At 73.0% G+C, this 19332-nt stretch carries 18 protein-coding genes and 1 pseudogene; 5 read left to right on the forward strand and 14 right to left on the reverse strand.

The window, feature by feature from the left end; genetic code table 11:
• Window positions 1-29: 29 nt before the first annotated feature.
• Both ACNAW0_RS09535 and nhaA read left to right on the forward strand, forming a co-directional pair.
• Window positions 30-1883: a polysaccharide biosynthesis protein gene (locus ACNAW0_RS09535; RefSeq protein WP_416287368.1), complete on the forward strand. Its 1854-nt coding sequence runs from the start codon at window positions 30-32 to the stop codon at window positions 1881-1883.
• Between the two features lie 168 nt (window positions 1884-2051).
• Window positions 2052-3359, forward strand: coding sequence for a Na+/H+ antiporter NhaA (nhaA, locus tag ACNAW0_RS09540; RefSeq protein ID WP_416287369.1), 1308 nt, complete (start codon window positions 2052-2054; stop codon window positions 3357-3359).
• 24 nt (window positions 3360-3383) lie between these two features.
• Here nhaA and ACNAW0_RS09545 read toward each other — a convergent pair whose 3' ends face one another.
• The 8 genes from ACNAW0_RS09545 to ACNAW0_RS09580 all read right to left on the reverse strand — a co-directional run bounded on the left by ACNAW0_RS09545 (window position 3384) and on the right by ACNAW0_RS09580 (window position 10609).
• Window positions 3384-3590 carry a hypothetical protein gene (locus ACNAW0_RS09545; RefSeq protein WP_416287370.1) on the reverse strand — a complete coding sequence of 69 codons (207 nt, stop codon included), beginning with the start codon at window positions 3588-3590 and terminating at the stop codon, window positions 3384-3386.
• A gap of 186 nt (window positions 3591-3776) precedes the next feature.
• Window positions 3777-4364 (reverse strand): TMEM165/GDT1 family protein, encoded by a 588-nt coding sequence (locus ACNAW0_RS09550; RefSeq protein ID WP_416287371.1) that lies wholly within the window; start codon window positions 4362-4364, stop codon window positions 3777-3779.
• Window positions 4365-4599: 235 nt separating this feature from the next.
• On the reverse strand, window positions 4600-5565 hold the full coding sequence (gene egtD, locus ACNAW0_RS09555) for an L-histidine N(alpha)-methyltransferase (RefSeq protein WP_416287372.1): 966 nt from the start codon (window positions 5563-5565) through the stop codon (window positions 4600-4602).
• A gap of 51 nt (window positions 5566-5616) precedes the next feature.
• Window positions 5617-6363, reverse strand: a complete 747-nt coding sequence (egtC, locus tag ACNAW0_RS09560) for an ergothioneine biosynthesis protein EgtC (RefSeq protein WP_416287373.1) — start codon at window positions 6361-6363, stop codon at window positions 5617-5619.
• 16 nt (window positions 6364-6379) lie between these two features.
• Window positions 6380-7717: an ergothioneine biosynthesis protein EgtB gene (gene egtB, locus ACNAW0_RS09565; protein ID WP_416287374.1), complete on the reverse strand. Its 1338-nt coding sequence runs from the start codon at window positions 7715-7717 to the stop codon at window positions 6380-6382.
• On the reverse strand, window positions 7714-8949 hold the full coding sequence (gene egtA / locus ACNAW0_RS09570; protein WP_416287375.1) for an ergothioneine biosynthesis glutamate--cysteine ligase EgtA: 1236 nt from the start codon (window positions 8947-8949) through the stop codon (window positions 7714-7716). Before egtA ends, egtB begins: the two co-directional genes overlap by 4 nt.
• Before the next feature lie 155 nt (window positions 8950-9104).
• Window positions 9105-9959 (reverse strand): hypothetical protein, encoded by an 855-nt coding sequence (locus ACNAW0_RS09575; protein WP_416287376.1) that lies wholly within the window; start codon window positions 9957-9959, stop codon window positions 9105-9107.
• Between the two features lie 17 nt (window positions 9960-9976).
• The gene (locus ACNAW0_RS09580) at window positions 9977-10609 is read right to left on the reverse strand and encodes an RNA polymerase sigma factor (protein ID WP_416287377.1); all 633 of its coding nucleotides are present in this window, start codon (window positions 10607-10609) and stop codon (window positions 9977-9979) included.
• A gap of 543 nt (window positions 10610-11152) precedes the next feature.
• Between ACNAW0_RS09580 and ACNAW0_RS09585 the strand changes: the two genes are divergently transcribed.
• Window positions 11153-12526, forward strand: coding sequence for a serine/threonine-protein kinase (locus tag ACNAW0_RS09585; protein WP_416287378.1), 1374 nt, complete (start codon window positions 11153-11155; stop codon window positions 12524-12526).
• 34 nt (window positions 12527-12560) lie between these two features.
• Here the strand turns inward: ACNAW0_RS09585 and ACNAW0_RS09590 are convergent, their stop codons facing one another.
• A complete protein-coding gene (locus tag ACNAW0_RS09590; RefSeq protein WP_416287413.1) occupies window positions 12561-13817 on the reverse strand; it encodes a sensor histidine kinase in 1257 nt (418 codons plus the stop codon).
• A 205-nt stretch (window positions 13818-14022) separates the two neighbouring features.
• Here ACNAW0_RS09590 and ACNAW0_RS09595 point away from each other — a divergent pair, with 205 nt between their 5' ends.
• Window positions 14023-14298, forward strand: a complete 276-nt coding sequence (locus ACNAW0_RS09595) for a hypothetical protein (RefSeq protein ID WP_416287379.1) — start codon at window positions 14023-14025, stop codon at window positions 14296-14298.
• A gap of 100 nt (window positions 14299-14398) precedes the next feature.
• On the opposite strand, the gene ACNAW0_RS09600 is transcribed toward ACNAW0_RS09595, so the two are convergent.
• From ACNAW0_RS09600 to ACNAW0_RS09615, 4 genes and pseudogenes are all read right to left on the reverse strand, one after another.
• The gene (locus ACNAW0_RS09600) at window positions 14399-15331 is read right to left on the reverse strand and encodes a PfkB family carbohydrate kinase (protein WP_416287380.1); all 933 of its coding nucleotides are present in this window, start codon (window positions 15329-15331) and stop codon (window positions 14399-14401) included.
• Between the two features lie 86 nt (window positions 15332-15417).
• Window positions 15418-16383 carry a DUF5715 family protein gene (locus ACNAW0_RS09605; protein WP_416287381.1) on the reverse strand — a complete coding sequence of 322 codons (966 nt, stop codon included), beginning with the start codon at window positions 16381-16383 and terminating at the stop codon, window positions 15418-15420.
• 119 nt (window positions 16384-16502) lie between these two features.
• The gene (locus ACNAW0_RS09610) at window positions 16503-17309 is read right to left on the reverse strand and encodes an isocitrate lyase/PEP mutase family protein (protein WP_416287382.1); all 807 of its coding nucleotides are present in this window, start codon (window positions 17307-17309) and stop codon (window positions 16503-16505) included.
• 56 nt (window positions 17310-17365) lie between these two features.
• Window positions 17366-18111: pseudogene (locus tag ACNAW0_RS09615) on the reverse strand (ArsR/SmtB family transcription factor).
• Window positions 18112-18203: 92 nt separating this feature from the next.
• Between ACNAW0_RS09615 and ACNAW0_RS09620 the strand changes: the two are divergent.
• Window positions 18204-18500 carry a hypothetical protein gene (locus tag ACNAW0_RS09620; protein ID WP_416287383.1) on the forward strand — a complete coding sequence of 99 codons (297 nt, stop codon included), beginning with the start codon at window positions 18204-18206 and terminating at the stop codon, window positions 18498-18500.
• A gap of 342 nt (window positions 18501-18842) precedes the next feature.
• Here the strand turns inward: ACNAW0_RS09620 and ACNAW0_RS09625 are convergent, their stop codons facing one another.
• A complete protein-coding gene (locus ACNAW0_RS09625) occupies window positions 18843-19328 on the reverse strand; it encodes a hypothetical protein (protein WP_416287384.1) in 486 nt (161 codons plus the stop codon).
• Window positions 19329-19332 lie beyond the last annotated feature (4 nt).

A 19332-nucleotide genomic window follows, 5' to 3' on the forward strand; every position in this document is an offset into this window, starting at 1 on the left:
CATTTCCGGATCCAACGTAGAGGGCAACCATGGATCGCGAAGCCACCGCCGAAAGCGCCGCCCGACCCCGCGACTGGGTCACCCGCCGCGCGGCCACCCTTTCCCTGTTAACGCTGGACACCGCCGCCTGGTGCGGGGGATTTCTCGGGGCGGCCTGGACCCGCTACGAGTTCGCGCTGACGGCCGGCGACTGCGCACGGGTGCTGACCGTGGCGCTGGCCTGCGCCGGAATCCACGCGGTGCTCATCCTGCTGCGCTTCCGGACCCATGGACGCCACCCGATCGGCAGCGCCGATGAGGCCCGCCGACTGGCCAGCACCGCGGCGATCGCCGCGGTGGCCACGCTCGCCGGCATACTGCCCTTCGCCCAGCATCCGGTGCCCGCCACCACACCCATCGTGGGCGGCACGGTCGCCCTGGTCCTGATGGCCGCCGGTCGCGCCATGTGGCGGGCGCGCCAGGAACGGCACCGCCGGCCGGTACGCAGCGCCGAGCGGTGCCTCGTCTACGGCGTCGACGCGGCGAGCGAGCGGCTGGTACGGACGCTCCTCGGCGACCCGCACAGCCGGTACCTGCCGGTCGGCCTGCTCGACGACGACCCCGCCAACCGGAGACTGCGCCTGCACGGGCTGCCCGTGCTCGGTGGCCGGGAGCGGATCGGTGCGGCGGTGCGGGACAACGGGGCGCGTACGGTGATCTTCTCGATGAGCGGCGCGGACGCCGGGCTGCTGCGCGACGTGCGCGCTCGCACCCTCCAGGCCGGCGCCGCCTTCAAGGTGCTGCCCCCGGTACGCGAGCTGCTGGACCGTCCGGTCACCGTCACCGACGTCCGGGACATGCAGATCGCCGACCTGCTCGGCCGGGCGCACCGGGTCGCCGAGCTGACCGTGGAACGCAAGGGCCTGGCCGGACGCCGGGTCCTGGTCACCGGGGCCGGCGGCTCGATCGGCTCGGAGCTGTGCCGGCAGATCGCCCGCTGCGAGCCGGGCGAGCTGATGATGCTGGACCGCGACGAGTCGGCGCTGCACGCCCTCCAGATGTCGCTGCACGGCCGGGCGCTGCTGGACGGCCCCGAGCTGATCCTGGCCGACATCCGGGACGCGGAGGCCCTCGCTCGGATCATTGCCGACCGGCAGCCCGACGTGGTCTTCCATGCGGCTGCCCTCAAACACCTCACGATGCTCCAGCGGCATCCCGGCGAGGCGATCAAAACCAACATCTGGGGCACCCTCAACGTGCTGGAGGCATGCCGTGACGTCGCCCAGTTCGTCAACATCTCCACCGACAAGGCGGCCAATCCGGTCAGCGTCCTCGGCTACTCCAAACGGATCACCGAGCGACTCACCGCCCACTACGCCGAACAGCTCGGCGAGTCGTACCTGAGCGTCCGGTTCGGCAACGTGCTCAGCAGTCGGGGCTCCGTACTGACCGCGTTCCAGGCACAGATCAGGGCCGGGGTGCCGATCACCGTCACGCACCCGGAGGTGACCCGCTATTTCATGACCGTCGAGGAGGCGGTGCACCTGGTGCTCCAGGCGGCCACCACCGGCCGCGGTGGCGAAGCGCTGGTGCTGGACATGGGTGAGCCGGTACGCATCGCCGACGTCGCCCGCCGCCTCGCCGCCGAGGCGGACACCCCGGTCGACATCGTCTACACCGGGCTACGGCCGGGCGAGAAGCTGCACGAGCACCTGTTCGGCGCCGACGAGATGGACCATCGCCCCCTGCACCCGCTCATCTCGCACGTCCGCGTGCCGGCGCTCACCCCCGAGGAGGTACGCGGGCTGGACCCGTACGCCGACCCGGACGAGCTGATCAAGCGGCTGGCGACGCTCTGCAAGGGTGTCGGCGCGTCACTGACGATGCTGCCCGGGCAGCGCTGAGGCCGGCGGCGGGACGCCGCGTCCGGGACGGACGCCCCACTGGGCCCAGTTGATTGCGAGCGCCCCGGCCCGGATAGGGTCCAAACCGGATAGGGTTCAAAGCGGTGTGCCGGGAAGTCTGGTCGGCGATTGTCCACGGCAACCCCGACTCCCCTGAGGTGACACCGCATGGCCGACCGCGGCCCGACGTCCCCTGAGCGCCTGCTCTCCCGCCGTTCCTGGTCAGAGGCGCGTTTCCTGGCCGACGTGCTGCGTACCGAGACGGTCGGTGGCGGGCTGCTGCTGCTCGGCGCGGTCGCCGCCCTGATCTGGACCAACTCACCCTGGCGCGCCGGGTACGCCGCGCTCGCCGACTGGGTGCCGTGGTCCGGCGGGGCCCCGCTGCACCTGGACCTCAACCTGGCCACCTGGACCGCCGACGGGCTGCTGGCGATCTTCTTTTTCGTGGTGGGCCTGGAGCTCAAACGCGAGTTCGTCGCCGGAGACCTGCGGGATCCGCGGCGGGCCGCGCTGCCGGTGGTGGCCGCCCTGGGTGGCATGCTGCTGCCCGCCCTGTGCTACGTCGCGGTGACCCTCGCCGCCGGCGGGGCGGGGCTGCGCGGGTGGGCCATCCCCACCGCCACCGACATCGCGTTCGCGTTGGCCGTGTTGGCCGTGGTCAGCTCCCACCTGCCACAGGGCATGCGCGCGTTCCTGCTCACCCTCGCGGTCGTGGACGACCTCTTCGCGATCATCATCATCGCGGTCTTCTACACCGCCGACTTCCACTTCCTGCCGCTGCTCGGGGCGCTCGCGCCGATCGCCGCCTTCGCCCTGCTGGTGCGGCGGCGGCAGACCTGGTGGTGGGCTCTTGTGCCGCTCGCCGTGCTCGCCTGGGGCCTCGTGCACGCCTCCGGGGTGCACGCGACGGTCGCCGGGGTGCTGCTCGGCTTCACCGTGCCGGTCCGGGCCGGGCGAGGCGATGGGCCGGGGCTGGCCGAGCGGCTGGAGCACCAGTGGCGCCCGGTCTCGGCGGGCCTGGCGGTGCCGGTCTTCGCGTTCTTCGCCGCCGGCGTGTCGCTGGTCGACGTGGACCTGGCCGGCGTGCTCACCGACCCGGTGGTGCTCGCGGTGGTCGCCGGGCTGGTGCTCGGCAAGAGCGTCGGCGTGTTCGGCTCGACGTTCCTGCTCGCCCGGTTCACCCGGGCCGAACTCGACGAGGACATCACCTGGGCGGATCTGTTCGGGCTGGCGCTGCTGGCCGGCATCGGCTTCACCGTCTCGCTGCTCATCGGCGAGCTGGCCTTCGGGGCGGGCAGTCCCGAGGACGACCGGGTCAAGGTGGCCGTCCTGCTCGGGTCGCTGGTCTCCGCCGTACTCGCCTGCGGAGTGCTGGTGCGGCGCAACCGGGTCTACCGGCGGATCTCGGAACGGGAGAGCCGGGACAGCGACGGCGACGGCGTGCCGGACGTCTACCAGCAGGAGGAATCCGCCTGACGCGCCGGCGCGCCGGTACGCCGGTCAGCGCCGGTGTTCGGCCGCCCGCTCCTCCTCGGTCTCCTCGGTCTCCTCCTCCACCGCGTCGGCGTACGGCTCCATCAGGTCGTCGGCCGGCACCGCGACCCACTCGACCTTGTCCTGCTCGTCGGGGCGCCCGCCGGGCGGCGGCTCGGGAGCCGTGGGGTCACCGGCGAAGCCGTACTCGTTGGGCTCGTCGTGCCTGCTCATGCGCTGGACCTTCCGCTCGTACCCGGTGTTCGCCTCTCGAGGGTCACGCTAGGCGGTGATCGTCACCGCCGCAGCGTCCCGGAGATGTTCATACCCAGGCGCGGCGGCCACCATCATCTCCGCGGGTGTCGACCGTCGTTCCGCCGCCGCGACCTGCGCCGGCCGTGGCGGCGGAACCCGCGCGGGTCAGGTCAGCCGGGTGACCGCCTCGAAGATCAGCCAGAGGCCGGAGACAGCGAAGAGGATCGCCGCGCCGTACCGGATGGCCTTCTCCGGCAGGTGCCGGCCGAGCAGCCGGCCCACCATGATCGCCAGCGCGTCGGCGGCCACCATGCCGAGCGTCGAGCCGAGCCAGGTGCCGAACCAGCCGTATTTGGTGGCCAGGGTGATGGTGGCCAGCATCGTCTTGTCGCCCAGCTCGGCCAGGAAGAACGCGACACCGACGGCGATGACGGCGTTGCGGCTACTCTTCTCGGCCTTGCGCTTCTCCTCCTCGGTGAGCTTGTCGCCGCGCAGGGTCCACGCGCCGAAGCCGAGGAACGCCACACCGGCGATGAGCGAGATCCAGGTGGTGGGCAGCGCGGCGTGCAGCCCGTACCCGATTCCCACCGAGGCCAGGTGCACGATCGCGGTGGCGACGGTGATGCCGATGAGCACCGGCAGAGTCTTGAAGCGCGTGGCGAACGTCAGGGCCATGAGCTGGGACTTGTCGCCCAGCTCGGCGACGAAGATGACGCCGAAGCTGACCACCAGCGCGACGAGGAAACCGTTCATCCGAACCTTCCCGATCAAGCCGGGAGGAGGTACGGGGTGCCCTCGACCCGGCTGCGACAGCCTGAGTCGAAGGTCTCGCCCGCCCCGGGAACCGGGGCCGCGTGGCCGGATGCGGAGGCATCAGTATGTCGACCACGACATTGGGGGCTACTCCCCTTCGCGCCGCCCAGCCTAGCCCATCGCGCCGTCGGCGGCCGTCGCGGGGCACCCGCCGCCCGCGGCGCGCCCAAAGCGCTCAGTCGGCCCAGGCGAGGGTGACGCCGAACAGCCCGTCCGGGTCGGTCCAGAACGCCTGCCGTTCGAACCCGGCGTCGGCCAGCTCCGTCGCGATCCCCTCCGGCCGGAACTTCGCCGAGATCTCCGTCCGCAGTTCCTCGCCGGCGGCGAACTCGACGTCCAGGTCCAGCACGTGCACCCGGGTCGGGCGCTCGGCGCGCAGCCGCATCTCGATCCACTCGTGCTCCGGGTCCCAGATTGCCACGTGGGCGAACGACTCCGGGTCGAAGTTGGCGCCCAGCTCCCGGTTGATCACCCGAAGCACGTTGCGGTTGAAGTCGGCGGTCACCCCGGCCGCGTCGTCGTACGCGGGCACGATCACCTTCGGGTCCTTGACCAGGTCGGTGCCGATCAGCAGCCAGTCGCCGGCCTCCAGGGCGGCGCGCATGGCGGTGAGGAACTCGGCCCGCTCCACCGGGAGCAGGTTGCCGATCGTGCCGCCGAGGAACACCACCAGCTGCCGGCCGCCGGTGGGCAGCCGGTCCAGCTGCCGGGTGAAGTCGCCGACGATGCCGCGTACCCGCAGGCCGGGGTATTCGGCGGCGATCTGCCCGGTGGACTGGCGCAGCGCGCTGACCGAGACGTCCAGCGGCACGAACGTACCCAGCTCGCCGTGGCGGGTGAAGGCGTCCAGCAGCAACCGGGTCTTCTCCGACGAGCCGGACCCCAGCTCGATGAGCGTCTTCGCGCCGGTCAGCCCGACGATCTCGTCGGCGTGCTCGGCCAGCACTGCCCGCTCGGCACGGGTCGGGTAGTACTCCGGCAGCCGGGTGATCTCCCCGAAGAGTTCACTGCCCCGGGCGTCGTAGAACCATTTCGGCGGCAGCCACTTCGGCCGCGCCGTCAGCCCTATTCGTACGTCCTCGCGCAGGCTGCGGCCCAGGTCCTGCTCCTCCAGGTAGATCTCCAATGGCTCCGCGCTCATGAGGTTCCCTTCCGTTGCCCGAACTCCTGCCCCACCTGTGGAAAGGTGGCCTCAGGCGGCCACCAGGTCTCGGAGCCGCACCCCGGTCGCGGTGGCCACCACCAACTGCCCGTCCGGCACCGTCTGCCAGCTCGGGTCGTCGTCGAGGGGTTCCGAGGCCAGCAGCACCGACTCCGGGGTACGACGCAGCGACAGCGCATGCCCGGCCACGCTGGCCACCACGGTCGTGCCGTCGGTGAGCAGCAGGTTCAGCCGCGACCGGGGGGCGGCCGCCGTGACCGCCGCGACGACCCCGGCCACTGCCCGCGCCGGGTCCTCGCCGGCGCGCAGCCGGTGCCGGACCAGCGCCCAGAGCAGCGCCGCGTCGGTCGGCGCGTCCAGCGTCAGCAGGTCGCGGACCGGCAGCTCGGCGGCGAGCGGCACCATCGTGTCCGGCCAGCCCCGGACCGCGCCGTTGTGGCTGAACAGCCAGCGTCCCTCGGCGAACGGCGCGGCGGCCGTCTCCTGCACCGGCATGCCGACCGTGGCGGAGCGGACGGCGGCCAGCACCGCGCCGGCGACCGTCACCGTGGCCAGTTCCGGCAGGGTGGTGTCGTTCCACAGGGGCTGCGCGCGCCGGTAGCGCACCGGATCCCCGCCGCCCGGATACCAGCCGACCCCGAAACCGTCCGCGTTGATCGTGCCGCCGCCGCGCATGTCCCGGGGCGTCCAGGACTGCCGCAGCAGCCCGTACGGCGGGTCGTACAGCAGGCTACGCAGGCGAACCGGCGGACCGAGGTACGCCAGGTGGCGGCACATCAGCCGGCCCCGCCACTCATGCCGCCGCCTCCTCCGGACGGGCGTTTCGGGCGCAGCGGAAGCCGCTGAAGATCTGCCGGCGGATCGGGTAGTCCCAGTTGCGGAACGTGCCCCGGCAGGCCGCCCGGTCGGTGCCGAACGAGCCGCCGCGCAGCACGCGGTAGTCGTCGCCGAAGAAGACCTCGGAGTATTCCCGATAGGGGAAGGCGACGAAGCCCGGATATCCCCGGAAGGTGGTCGAGGTCCACTCCCAGACGTCCCCGATGAGCTGGTGCACGCCCAGCGGCGACGCGCCCGCCGGGTATGCGCCCACCGGCGCCGGCCACAGGTGCCGCTGGCCCAGGTTGGCGTGCTCGACCGTCGGGTCCTCGTCGCCCCACGGAAAGCGCCGGGACCGGCCGGTCGCCGGGTCCCAGCGGGCCGCCTTCTCCCACTCCGCCTCGGTGGGCAGCCGCCTGCCGGCCCAGGCCGCGTACGCCTCCGCCTCGTACCAGCAGACGTGCACCACCGGCTCGTCGTCGCGGACCGGCGACCACCGGCCGAACCGGCGGTACGCCCAGCCGTCGCCGTCCTGCCGCCAGTGCATCGGCGCGTTCAGCCCTGCCTCGACGCGGTGCCGCCAGCCCGCCGCGCTCCACCAGCGCGGCTCGTCGTACCCGCCGTCGGCCATGAAGGACCGGTACTGCCCGTTGGTGACCGGCGCCGCGTCGATCACGTACGCCGGCAGCTCGACGGTGTGCGCCGGACGCTCGTTGTCCAGCACCCACGGATCGGTCGAGGTGCCCATGGTGAACGGTCCGGCGGGTACCAGCACCTCGCCGGCCATCCGGGCGCGCGGCTCGGGCGGCGGCGGCGCGTCCAGCACCGGCCCCCCGGCGCGCAGTTGGTGGGTGGCGAGCATGGTCTCGTCGTGCTGCTGCTCGTGCTGCACGATCATCCCAAACGCGAACCCGTCCTCGACCAGCTTCCGGTTGGTGAACCGGATCCCGTCGAGCAGGTCGTACACCTTGTTCCGCACGGCACACACGTACGCCCGCGCCTCGGCCGGGGGCAGCAGCGGCAGCGACGGCCGGTCCTTGCGGGGCTGTTTGAACGCGTCGTACAGGTCGTCGATGTCGCGGCGCAGCGGCTCCCGTCCGCCGACGTCGCGCACCAGCCAGAGTTCCTCCTGGTTGCCGATGTGCGCCAGGTCCCAGACCAGCGGGGACATCAGCGTGGAGTGTTGCCGCATCAGCTCGTCGTCGTCCACCGCGTCGGTCAGCAGGGCGGTGCGGGCCCGGGTGCGTTCGAGTTCCGTCGCGATCCGGCTGCGCAGCCGCTCGCTGTCCGTACCCGGCCGCTCGGTCGTGGTCACCGGTGCCTCCTCTCCGCGGCGGCGCGGCACCGCCGGATACCTCGGCTCGTCTCCTCGTGGATCCCGGTCGGCAGGCCCAGCCCGGGCAGGGCCGCCAGGGCCAGCTCGAACAGCGCCACCGCGGCGTCAGCCAGCGGAGGGTCGGCCAGCCCGTACCGGGCGGCGACGCGCCAGCGGTCAGCCACCGGGGTGGCGGCCGCAAGGGCCTCCCGGGTGGTGGTCGGCTCGGCGAAGAGCGCGGCCAGCACTGCGAGCGGCACGATCCACTCCCGGCCCGGCTGGGCGTCCAGGTAGCGGATTTCCAGGTAGCCCCGCGGGCGTACCGGGGGGAAGAGCGTGCTGACGTGGTACTCCAGGTCGTCGCTGGTGGGCGGGCGGGCCAGCGCCCCGGCCAGCCAGTCGGCGAAGGTGACGCCGGCCGGCGGGGTCCAGTCCGGCCCGGCGCCGCGCACGCAGAGCAGGGGTGCGGCGAGCGCGTAGTCGATCCAGGCGGCAACCGGGTCGCGGCCGGGCTGAGCGGGCGACCAGACCGGGCGGGTTCGCGCCGGGTCGATGGCCAGCCAGGCGGCCATCCGCGCGGAGGCCCATCCGGTACGCCGGCCGGCGTGCCGGTCCGCGGTGGCGAACGCGGCCAGCAGCGGCGGCCCGACAGCGTGGACGGCCGCCCATCGCTGCGCCAACCGTTCCGGTTCGCCCGCGTCGAGGCAGACCTGGAGGCCGGCGGTGCTGTACATCATGGCGCGACCCGCCGGGCCACGCCGATCGAAGACGCACCGCATGGCCTGGTAGCGAGCTGTTTCCACGACCGGGTGGGGAGCCCGCCAGGGATCCATCCCGGTCCTGCCGAGGACGAGACCGTCGGCGCCCAGCGCGGCGGTGAGTTCGGCGACGTCGGCCTCGGTGGCCCGGATCAGCACGACGACCGACGGTCGCGGCGCGGAGGAGATCTCCACCTGCCCGCCCGGCTCGACGGTCACGGCTCCACCGTGCCGGAGTCTCTGGGCGGGGCTGGTGGGGTCGATGGTGACGGGGCTGTGCCGCCCCAGCGCCCGGCGCAGCCGCTCGCGGTCGACCGGGCGGGTCGGGTCCGCGGCGTCGTGCACCGTCCATTCCAGCTCGACACCGGTGAGGATGGGTGGGCCGGTCTTGAAGCAGATCCTGGCGAGGTATCCGGCCGCTGCGGACCTGCCCCGTAGGACGGTGGTCCGGTCCAGCTCCGGCGACATCACCAAGAGACCGCTCCTCTCTCCGGGCGGCCACCGCGTCGTCGCGGTCACGTAGCGTCATCGACTGATCACTCACAGTCCCGCCACCTTCTGTCTAGCAGACGGAAGCTGCGCGCCGCGCGGGAGATGAATGTTTGTCCGGAATCCGGTTACGTCCGAGATCAGCCGGCCTTCGGCTGCTTGGCGTTGTCGGCGTCGGTCGACGCGCTCGCGGCCGGGGACGGGGAGCGATCCGGAACCAACGCGCTTGCGGGCTGGGACGACCCGGTGAGCTCAGCCGGAGGCGCCGCGCTCGGCGTCTGGGGCAGCCGGGTGGATCGGGCGCTTGGCGGCGACTTACGAGCCGCCTCCGGTACCAGCCGGATGCAGTAGTCCTCGACCTGATCGGCGCCGCCGGCTGCGGTGACCAGGTCGACGAAGCCCGGCGTCTCCAGCGCCTTGGCCCGCTGCTCGTCCGACTTTGCCAGGTACGCCCGGCACTGCCCGGTAACGTTCGGGGCCGCTGCCGACCGGCCGGGGGCGGCGGTCCCGGTCAGGCCGGGGGCTGCGGTCGGGTCGGGGGCGGCGGGCGGCACCGCACCCGGGGCCCCGGCGGTCGGGCTCCCGGCCCCGGACTGCGTCGGCGAACTCAGGCCACCCGCGCCGCTGCTGCCCGACGTGGTCGATGCCGACGGCACCGGCACCCAGGGCCGCTCCAGGTGGACCGCGGCGACGGCGACGCCGGCGGTGGCGACGGCGGCGAGTCCGGCCGCCCAGGCCGCCACGCCGACCCGGATACGTCGCCGCCAGGACACCCGTGCCCAGGCCGCCGGCGGGTTCGCCCGGGCCGCCCGGAACGCGACGAGCGCCTGCTCCTCACCCGGCAGCTCAGCCGGGCTGGCCGGGGCAGCCGCCGCGGCGAGCAGGTGGGCCAATGGGTCGTCCCTCGGCCACGGTGGCTGCCCGGCGCTGGCCGCGTCGAGAAGCCGCTCGGACTCCGCCCGGTCGGCGGGCCCGTCGGGCCGGCGAAAGCTCATCCAAAATCCCCTCAAGGTCATCCGTCGGCCGGCTCCGCCTTCGGCGACTGCCGACCAGGACGGATACGAGGGCGGGACGGGGTGACGCCCACGACTCGGTCGGACGCCTGTCCGAGATCGGAGCGTTCCAGGAGCGCGGCGAGGCGGCGCAGGCCCCGGTGCGCGGCGGTACGAACGGCTCCGGCGCGCCGGCCGAGGACCCGGCCGGCGGTCTCGGCGTCGAGCCCGATCACGGCCCGCAACAGGACTGCCTCCGCCTCCCGCGGCGGCAGGGCCGCGATCAGCGCCAGCGCGGTCTCGGTGCCGATGGTCTCGCCGGCCCGCTCGGCCGTGTCGGCGTCGCCGGCCAGCCCGCTGAGCGCCTGCACCGGCACCGGCAGGGACGGTCGCCGGCGCTGCCGGCGCAGGTGGTCCATGGCCCGGTTGCGGGCGATCGTCACTGTCCAGGCCCGGAACTCGCCGCCGGTGAAGCTGGGCAGATCACGGGAGATCTGCAGCCAGGCCTCGGACGCGACGTCCTCGGCGTCCCCGCCCACCAGGGCGGTGAGGTAGCGCAGCAGGCCGGGCTGCAGGCTGCGATAGAGGAAGCGGAACGCCTCCTCGTCGCCCGCCTGTGCCGAGGCGACCGCCTCGCTCAGCTCACCGGTCATGGACCCGCCGTTTCCGCCCTGCCGAATCCCGGGGCCGGAGCCTGCCGGTGCCGGCGTACCCGACGCCCGACCGGTCGGGTGACCCGACCACCACCCGCACCATCAGCCCCCCGTTGACCTGGTCGGCGCTCGCGACACGGGGCGTGCGGACGCGTATGGACAACTGCCGCGAAGTACGGCCGTCGGCGGATCACACCGTACCCGCGTCATGGGGCGACTTGGAGCCGGGCTAACGGTAGGAGCGGACCGACGGGGCGGACAACCCGACGGCCCGCCGGAGAAAGGTGAGATTTGTCGCCGGGCGACAACCGCGTGTCGGCGTAACGAACATCAGGACCCGCACGCTGCGCCCGGGGGCACTCGGGTGAACGCGGCTTCGCAGCAGGCATCCACCGTGGCCGGGGCCCTCCTGGCCGATCGTACCCGAGTCGTCACCGTCAGCCGACCACGGAGTTTTCTCGACCCTCGGCGGGTCGGTCGAACTTGCCGACCGACCAACACGGGAGATCGCGAGAAATACTTCGCGACTGCTCTGGGTACGGTATGGGGGTGTTGTCTTCGGGAGTCGCACTCGGCGGCCGATACCGCCTGGACGACCGTGTCGCCACGGGCGGCATGGGCGATGTCTGGCGTGCCACGGACCTGGTACTGGGCCGCCAGGTCGCGGTGAAGATCCTGCTGCCCGCGCTGGTTTCCGATCCCGATTTCATCGCCCGCTTCCGCGCCGAGGCGCAGATCATGGCGGCGCTGCGCCACCCGGGCGTCGTGCAGGTCTTCGACTGCGGCGAGGACGATCTGCCCGACGGCGGCCGGGCCGACTACCTGGTCATGGAGTTCGTCGAGGGCGAGCCGCTGTCCCGGCGGATCGAGGCGGCCGGCCAGCTCGAGGTCGGCGAGACGATGTCGATCGTGGCGCAGGTCGCCCAGGCCCTGCACGCCGCGCACGCCCGGGGCATCGTCCACCGGGACGTGAAGCCGAGCAACCTGCTGGTGCAGGAGAACGGCGCCGTGGTGCTGGTCGACTTCGGGGTGGCCCGGTCGACCAACATGACCAGCATCACCAGCACGAACGCCGTGCCCGGCACCGCCCTCTACATGGCCCCCGAGCAGGCCGCTGGTCGCCCCGTGTCCGGCGCCACCGATGTCTACGCGCTCGGCGCGGTGGCCTACTGCTGCCTCACCGGCAGCCCGCCCTTCACCGGCGACAATCCGCTCCAGGTGGCCGTGCGCCACCTGGACGACGAGCCGCCGGAGTTGCCGGCGGACATCCCACAGCCGGTCCGCGACCTCGTCGCCCGGGCCTTGGCGAAGGACCCCGACGAGCGCTTCGCCAGCGGTACCGCGATGGCCACCGCCGCCCTGGAGGCGATCTCCGAGTCGCCGACCTCGGTGGCGCCGGTCCAGCTGCGAAGCCCGGCCGGCCTGGCGGACACCAGGGACGATCTTCCCGTCGTGCCGGCGTCACCGGTGCCTCCGGGCCGCGCACGCCGGCGAGGGACCCTCGTCGCGCTCGCCGCGGTGCTCGTGGCGCTGGGCGCGCTCGGCGCGGCGTTGGGTGCCTCCAGGGGAACCGACGAGCCGACAACCACGATCCCGTCCACCCCGCCGTCCTTCGCCCCCAGCGACGACGCACCGGCCGCCCCCGAGACGACTTCCGCCGAAAAGAGCGATCGGCCGTACCGGCCGGACCCGGGCAACCGTCCGTCGGAGGCGGCCACCCCGACGCCGACCCCGACCGAGTCCCCGAGCGCGTCCACCGAACCGTTGCCCTCAGAGGAACCATCGACCGACCCGACGGAGCCGACGGCGGCGCCGAGCGACGCTTCCCCGGCGCCGAGCAACTCGGCACCCACGGACGCCACGCCGAGCGTCCCGCCGGGCACCGGCGGGGGCCAGCCGCCCGGCGTAGGCGGCTGACCCTCGGCGCGGACCAGCGTCTGGCCGTCGACGATCACCACGCGGACGGTAATGCTGCCTCCCCTTCCTCGGCGGCCGGGGCCCCCGGTAGCGGCAGCCGCACCTCGACCCGCCAGCCCCCGGCCAGCTTGGGGCCGGCGGTGAGGCTGCCGTCGTACACTCCGACCCGCTCGCGCATGCCGAGCAGGCCGTGCCCGCCAGATGGCGCCGGTCGGACCAACGGCCGGCCGCGCCCGTCGTCCACCGCCCGGACCACGACGGTGGTCGGGGACCAGTCCAGGCTCAGCTCCACCGACGCGCCCACCCCGGCGTGCTTGAGCACGTTGGTCATCGACTCCTGCACAACCCGGTACACGGTCAACTCCAGGCCTGGCGGCAGGGGCATCGGTTCGCCGGTGGCGCCGTAGCTGACCCGCAGGCCCGCGGCGCGGAAGCGGTCCAGCAGGGCGGGCAGCTCCACCAACGCCGGCCGGCGGTGCGTCGGCTCTGCGGAGAGGCCGCCGTCGGGCGCGGCCGCCGCTCCCGGCGCGGCCACCGGTTCCGGCCGGCTCGGCTCCCGCAGTACGCCCACCAGCCGGCGCATCTCCTCCAGCGCCTGCCGGCCGGTGTCCGCCACCACCTTGGCCGCCTCACGGGCGGTGGCCGGGTCGCGGTCGATGGTGAGCCGAACCCCATCGGCCTGCACGATCATCACCGCCATGCTGTGCGCGACCACGTCGTGCAGCTCGCGGGCGATTCGGGTCCGCTCCTCGGCCACCGCCGCCCGGGCCTCCGCCTCCCGCTCGCGTTCCAGCGTGCTCGCCCGTTCCTCCAGGCTCAGCACGTAGAGCCGGCGGGTCCGCACGTTCAGCCCCATCAGCCACACCGCGCCGGTGACCAGCCCGAAGTAGATGGCGCTGGCCCACCACGCGGCCGGGCCGCGCACCTGCAGTGCGGCCAGCACCACGCCGACCGCGGCCACCAGCCCGACGATCACCCCGTCACGGAGCCGGTCGGCGTACTTGACCACGCTGTAGAGGGCGACCAGCACGGCCACGTCGTGGCCCAGCGGCCCCCAGCCCACGATCACCTGGGACAGCGCGAGGGCACCGACCACCGCCGCCACCGCCGACGGGTGGGTACGCCGGAACAGCAGGGCCACCGCCATCCCGATCCCGACCAGGGTGGCCTTCCAACCACCGGGCTGAGCGACCACCCCGGCGACGGCGAAGAGCGCCACCAGCCCGGAGACGGCCACGTCGAAGGCGACGCTGCGTAGCGGCCGTCCGAAGATGATGCGGTCCACGGTCACCCAGCGTACGGGGAACATCGGTCATCGATACTTAACGCTGCCGCAGCGAGTTGAACGTACGAGGGCAGCTTGGCCCCAGGCAGGTACTCCCCAGAGTCGACTTTCGAGCCGACATCAGCAGCGATATCGGTATAGCACCGAGCACCAGGTCGCCGTTCTGGTCGCCGAGCGGACGGCCCGGGCCGATGATCAGCCGGTGGCAGCGATGAGCGAGCCGCGGTGGCTCGTCCACCTGCCCACCTCGCTGACCCGGTTGGCCGACGCCACCGACCTGGCCGTCGCGGTTCGGGACTCACTGCAGCACGTCGCGGCCATCGACTTTGGCGAGACCATGCTCAGCGAGGAGGACCGTCAGTTCGTGCGTACCCGGGTCTGGTGCGACGCCCGGCTGCCCGACAGCGCCCGCTGCCCGCTACCGGACGACCACGACGGCCCCTGCCGCACACCAGCGGGGGACCCGCCGGCGCCGGGCAGCGGTTGACATCACCAACGACTCAGCTCGAAAGGACGCGCGAGGCATGTCCTGCCCGTGCCGGCAGCAAGGCCGGCGCCGGAGGCCGCAGCGACGGTTGTCCATCGGATCAGGCGGCGGGGAGGCGGGCCAGTTGCGCGTCTATCGCCTCGGGGGTGAGGGCGGGGCGGCCGCCGGCGTGACCCACCGTCGCGCCAGCTGCCGCGACCGCGTACCGGGCGACCTGCTCGTACGGCTCGCCGCGGAGCAGCCCGACGGTGAGCGCCGCGACGAAGGCGTCCCCCGCGCCGGTGGTGTCCACCGTGGGCGTGTCACTGAGCGGCACGAAGACTTCCCCGTCCGGCCAGACGAAGGCGTTCCCCTCCCCCGCCACCTCGACCGCGGCCAGCGACGGCCCCCGGGCGAGCAGCTTCCGGCCGGCCCGCAGCCCCGCCTCGGGATCCGCTGGCGGATCGCCCACGATCAGCCCGGCCTCCCGCGCGTCGGCGCGCAGCACGTCGGCCAGGGCGAGCAGCTCCGTCCCGCCGGCTGGGTCGCCCGGCGCGCCGTCCAGCACCACGAGACGGTCGGCCGTGCGGGCGCACCGGGCCGCCGCGAGCGCCGCCGGCAGCGGCTGCTGGAGCTGCACGAGCACGGCGCGGGCCGCCGTCAACGCCTCCGCCGCACCGGCCACGTCCGCCTCGGTCAGCAGGGTCGCCTCGGGGATGTCCTCCAGGTAGCGCCAGTGGGCCTGGGCGTCCACCACGTCGACGATCAGCGCGCTGGGGGTGTCGGCCCGGCGCAGCACCGGCGCGACATCGATCCCGTCACTGCGGGCCTGGCCCAACAGCCGGTCGCCGACTTCGTCCTCGCCGACCACGCCGAGCAGCCCGGGCCGGACGCCGAGCTGGGCGAGCCCGACGGCCTGGTTGGCCCCCTTGCCCCCGAGCAGCTCCCGCCGGCGGCGCACCGAGGCCGTACGGGACGGGCCGGGCACCTCGTCCACCAGCAGGACGAGGTCCCGACACACCTGCCCCACCACCAGCGCGTCCAGTCCGGCCATGCCCGGCTGATACCCCAGCCACCGCCGGTCACGCCCCCTCGGCAGAGGAGACGGACCACCCATCCCGCTGCCTCGGCAGCAGCCGTTCACACCCCCATCTCGGCCTCGTACGCCCGCCGGAATCGGCGACGGGCGGCGGGCGCGAGGCAGACGTGCCAGGTCTGGCCCTCGTCGACCACGTTGATCTCACCGGCCTCCTGCCGGGCCAGCAGCAGGTCAGCCAGGGTGTCGCGGGTGCCGAAGCGGCGGTACCAGGCCATCTCCACGTCGGCCGCCCAGCCGAGGCAGTGCCCGCTGGGCACCATCGCGGCGTACCCGAGGCGGCGCAGCCGATACTGGTGCTCGGCGCTGCGGGCCAGGCTCGTGACCCAGAGCGACGGGGTGGCCGACGGGGTGACTCGCGCGAACTCCCGACCGATGTCGTTGAGCAGGGCCACCATCTCGCGCCGGGTACGGCGGAACATCAACCCGGCGGTGCGCGGGGTGGCTTGCGGCAGCATCCGCCGCCGCACCGCCCGCCAGCCGCGTACGACGAGGGTCGCGGCCTGCTCCTGGAAGCGGAACGCGAGCAGCCCACGCCGGCGCAGCCAATCCAGGTCGACCAGGTCGATGCTGGTGTCGACCTGCTGGTCGGTGAGGAAGGCCGGGGTGTCCCACCACCACAGCACGTCGATGCGGGAGAGCAGGTAGATCCGAACCAGCGCGGCGAGGTCCTGCGGCGAACTGCGGGCGTTGGGTTGGTAGCGAGCCATCTCCAGCAGCAGGGTCTCCCGGGCACCGACGAGCCCCTGCGGGGTGGCGTCGAGGACCGAGGCGATTGCCGGCTCGCGCAGCCGCTGGTCCAGCAGCACCTGGCGGGCGGTGGCCGACGGGGCGTCCGCCAGGGCGGTGACCTCGATCAGCAGCTCCGCCACCGCCGCGCGGTAGGCGGCCAGGTCCGGTGCCCGGGAGTCCGGGCGGCGGCCGGGGGCCGCGGGGCGCCGGCGACCGAAGGCGATGGACGCGACGGCGGCCCCGGGCTGCTGGCCGGAATTTCGGCTGGGCAGTCGCATGGTCGGGTCCCCTCTCCAGGCAGGACACAGCGTGATTGACGCCGAAACACACCGTATTCACAGGAATGGGCTTTTCCCCGAGCAATTCTCCTATCTCCCCCGAACGGAAACGAGTCCCCTCATCTGGGCCACCCGGTAGCGAACCTCCCGGTCAACTGCTGCACCCACCCGTATGAGGGCACGGCGGGCAGGCCGGTGTCCCGGCCGGCCCGGGCCGCGTCGGCGATGTCCAGCGCCGCGCCGAGGGCGGTCCGGAACAGCAGGGAGCCGGTGCTGACCCGGGCCACCCCGAGCCGGCCCAGCTCGGCCAGGCTTGGTCCGCCCGGGCGGTGCAGCACATTCAGCGGTCGCCCGGCCTCCGCCGCGAGCAGCCCGACGGTGTCGTCGGGCGCCCCGGGAACGAACAGGCCGTCGGCCCCTGCCTCGCCGTACGCCCGAGCCCGGGCCAGGGCCTCGTGCCGCGGCTCGGGCACGCCGAGCCACCAGGCGTCGGTGCGGGCGTTTACGAAGAGCGCCGGCACGGCGTCCTTCACCGCGGCGATCTTGGTGACGGCCAACTCCGGCGGCGCGAGGCTGCCGTCCGCGCGGCCGTCCTCCAGGTTCACCCCCACCACGCCGAGCGTGGCCAACTCCGCGACGTAGTCGGCCACCGCCGCCGGGTCGTCGCTGAAGCCACTTTCGACATCGACGGTGAGCAGCACAGGCAGGTCACGGAGCCGTCGGGCGAGGTCTAGGGTCTCCGCCCGGATGGCCCCGGCGGCGTCCGGCTTCCCGCCGGCCGCGGCGACCCCGAGACTGGTGGTGCCGATCGCCGGATACCCATGGGCGGCGAGGGCGGCGGCGGAGGCGTGGTCCCAAGCGTTGGGCAGCAGGAACGGCCGGCCCGGCCGGTGCAGGGCGCGGAAGGCGGCGGCACGGTCGTGCATCGGACGGTCACCTCGATGGACGCGGAGGGTGGGATTCGACGGGTACCGGATCACGGTCAGGCGCGGGCGGGGCCGGTGCCGCCGGAGGGGGGTGGGACCAGGACGGCGGGGTCCAGCCCGAGCGCGACGGCGAGGGCGGGGCGGCCGGTCGGGGTAAGGCGAATCGCGCGGCCGGTGCCGCGTACCGTCCAACCGAGGTCGAGGAAACGGGCGCAGAGCGCGGCGCCGAGCGCCCCCGCCAGGTGCGGGCGTCGTTCGGTCCAGTCGAGGCAGTCGCGGACCAGGGGCCGCCGGGCGGCACGCAGCGGCTCGACCGGCACGCCAAGCCCGGCCAGCCACGCCGCGCCGGCCGGGGTGAGCGCCAGGCCGCCCATCCGATCCAGCACGCCCCGGGCCAGCAGCGCGTCATGCAGCAGCACGCCGAGCCGGCCCGCCAGGTGGTCGTAGCAGGTCCGGGCGTACGCCAGGGCGGCGCCGGCCGACGCGGCGCGCAGCGTGCGAGGCGAGGCCGGCGCGGCGGCGCATGCCCCGCCAGGTCCTCGATGAGCTGGGCCACCGACGGGTTGGCGAGGCGGACGTACCGGTGCCGGCCCTGCCGCTCCTCGACCAGGAGCCCGCCGCGCACCAGCCGGGTGAGGTGGTCGCTCGCCGTGGAGGGGGCAACCCCGGCGACGCGCGCCAACTCTCCCGCCGTCCAGGCCCGCCCGTCGAGCAGGGCCAGGCAGAAGCTGGCCCGGGTGCGATCGGCGAGCAGCGCGGCGAGCCCGGCCAGTGAGCGGCCGTCGGTGCTGGTCGTGGTCATGTGCCCATGCTGGCACGGGGACAGTTCGGCGCCGGCCGACCGATGCGACAGCCATTTTCATTCCCATCGACGTGGTGCCCGCCAGGTAGTCGATGCCGTTCGCCGCGCCCGTCTCGTTCGCCGGCGCGAGCGTCACCCAGCCGGTGCCGGTCGCCCCGGTCACGACCAGGTCCACCATCGCCGCCTTCGCGCGGGCGGGCACGGCGCCCCCGGTCAGCGTGACCATCCGGGTGCCGCCGCTGGTAATGGTGCCGGTGGGGGTGCAGACGGCCAGCTTGCCGTTCGCGCCCACCTTGACCACGGCCGAGTTGGAGATGACCTCACCAATCGACGCATTCAGGGAGGAGGCGACGGGCCGGGCCGGCTGGTCGGGGAAGACGGTCAGTTAGGTGTTGCCGGTCGGACTGATGGCGGTCACGTCGACCAGGAGGGCGTCGACACCGGTGGTTGGGATGCCGCCGACGCCGAGCGCCTGGACCGAGGCGGTGCTTTTGGCGCCGCGGGTTCCGGTGTAGCCGCCGGTCCGTTGCGGGTGTCGAGCAGGACGACGTTCGTGGGTACGAAGTCACCCTCTACCCGACACATCCGCGTACGCAGGTGAGTGAGCCGACTCTCCACCAAGGCAAGCCCGGCGAGCATGGATGCAAGCGTGAGGGCGACACCCACCCTCCGAGACCATTCACTTATCCGCCAATCTCATCAATTGCAGCTCAGGCAAATTCGCCCGACCCCTAAGCAAAACTGCGACGGAAGAATTCGAACCGGCCTCGATCGTCGTCCACCATTTCGAGAATGTCGATCAAGAAATCTGAATTGTGGCGAGAGAGCTTAGAGTAGAGCACCCAGATACCCGACCGCGCAGACCGGATACATCTATCTACCACTTCCCCGTTTCCAGCAGCAATTTCACTCACGTGAGGCTCACCGAGTAGCACATTATGAAGGGCATTCAAGAATTCCATCTCCACCCAGCGAGGAAGCTGATCCGAGTACGCGGCGAGTATGACACCGACGGCCGGAAGCGCCACCTCGAACACCATGGACTGAACTTCTAGGCGGTATTCCAGCGAGAGACCCGGCTCTTCCGCCTCCCCCGCTTCGAGCAGACCAAGGAAGATCATCCTCAGTTCACTGCCATCGCGACCCGAAGGATGGCGATATCGATTCCAGTCATGCCTATCGATTTCCCTGCGTGCCGCCCAGCCTCGCCTGCTCACATTG

Source organism: Micromonospora sp. SL1-18, assembly GCF_047921505.1.
In the GTDB taxonomy this organism is placed as follows: domain Bacteria; phylum Actinomycetota; class Actinomycetes; order Mycobacteriales; family Micromonosporaceae; genus Micromonospora.

Bases quoted from the DNA above. Each gene is read 5' to 3' on its own strand.
- ACNAW0_RS09620 (WP_416287383.1), top strand. From the start codon at position 18,204: ATGCCGTTCGCCGCGCCCGTCTCGTTCGCCGGCGCGAGCGTCACCCAG.
- ACNAW0_RS09550 (WP_416287371.1), bottom strand. From the start codon at position 4,364: ATGAACGGTTTCCTCGTCGCGCTGGTGGTCAGCTTCGGCGTCATCTTC.
- ACNAW0_RS09585 (WP_416287378.1), top strand. From the start codon at position 11,153: ATGGGGGTGTTGTCTTCGGGAGTCGCACTCGGCGGCCGATACCGCCTG.
- ACNAW0_RS09535 (WP_416287368.1), top strand. From the start codon at position 30: ATGGATCGCGAAGCCACCGCCGAAAGCGCCGCCCGACCCCGCGACTGG.
- ACNAW0_RS09580 (WP_416287377.1), bottom strand. From the start codon at position 10,609: ATGACCGGTGAGCTGAGCGAGGCGGTCGCCTCGGCACAGGCGGGCGAC.
- nhaA (WP_416287369.1), top strand. From the start codon at position 2,052: ATGGCCGACCGCGGCCCGACGTCCCCTGAGCGCCTGCTCTCCCGCCGT.
- ACNAW0_RS09595 (WP_416287379.1), top strand. From the start codon at position 14,023: ATGAGCGAGCCGCGGTGGCTCGTCCACCTGCCCACCTCGCTGACCCGG.
- ACNAW0_RS09605 (WP_416287381.1), bottom strand. From the start codon at position 16,383: ATGCGACTGCCCAGCCGAAATTCCGGCCAGCAGCCCGGGGCCGCCGTC.
- egtD (WP_416287372.1), bottom strand. From the start codon at position 5,565: ATGAGCGCGGAGCCATTGGAGATCTACCTGGAGGAGCAGGACCTGGGC.
- ACNAW0_RS09545 (WP_416287370.1), bottom strand. From the start codon at position 3,590: ATGAGCAGGCACGACGAGCCCAACGAGTACGGCTTCGCCGGTGACCCC.
- egtC (WP_416287373.1), bottom strand. From the start codon at position 6,363: ATGTGCCGCCACCTGGCGTACCTCGGTCCGCCGGTTCGCCTGCGTAGC.
- ACNAW0_RS09610 (WP_416287382.1), bottom strand. From the start codon at position 17,309: ATGCACGACCGTGCCGCCGCCTTCCGCGCCCTGCACCGGCCGGGCCGG.
- ACNAW0_RS09600 (WP_416287380.1), bottom strand. From the start codon at position 15,331: ATGGCCGGACTGGACGCGCTGGTGGTGGGGCAGGTGTGTCGGGACCTC.
- ACNAW0_RS09575 (WP_416287376.1), bottom strand. From the start codon at position 9,959: ATGAGCTTTCGCCGGCCCGACGGGCCCGCCGACCGGGCGGAGTCCGAG.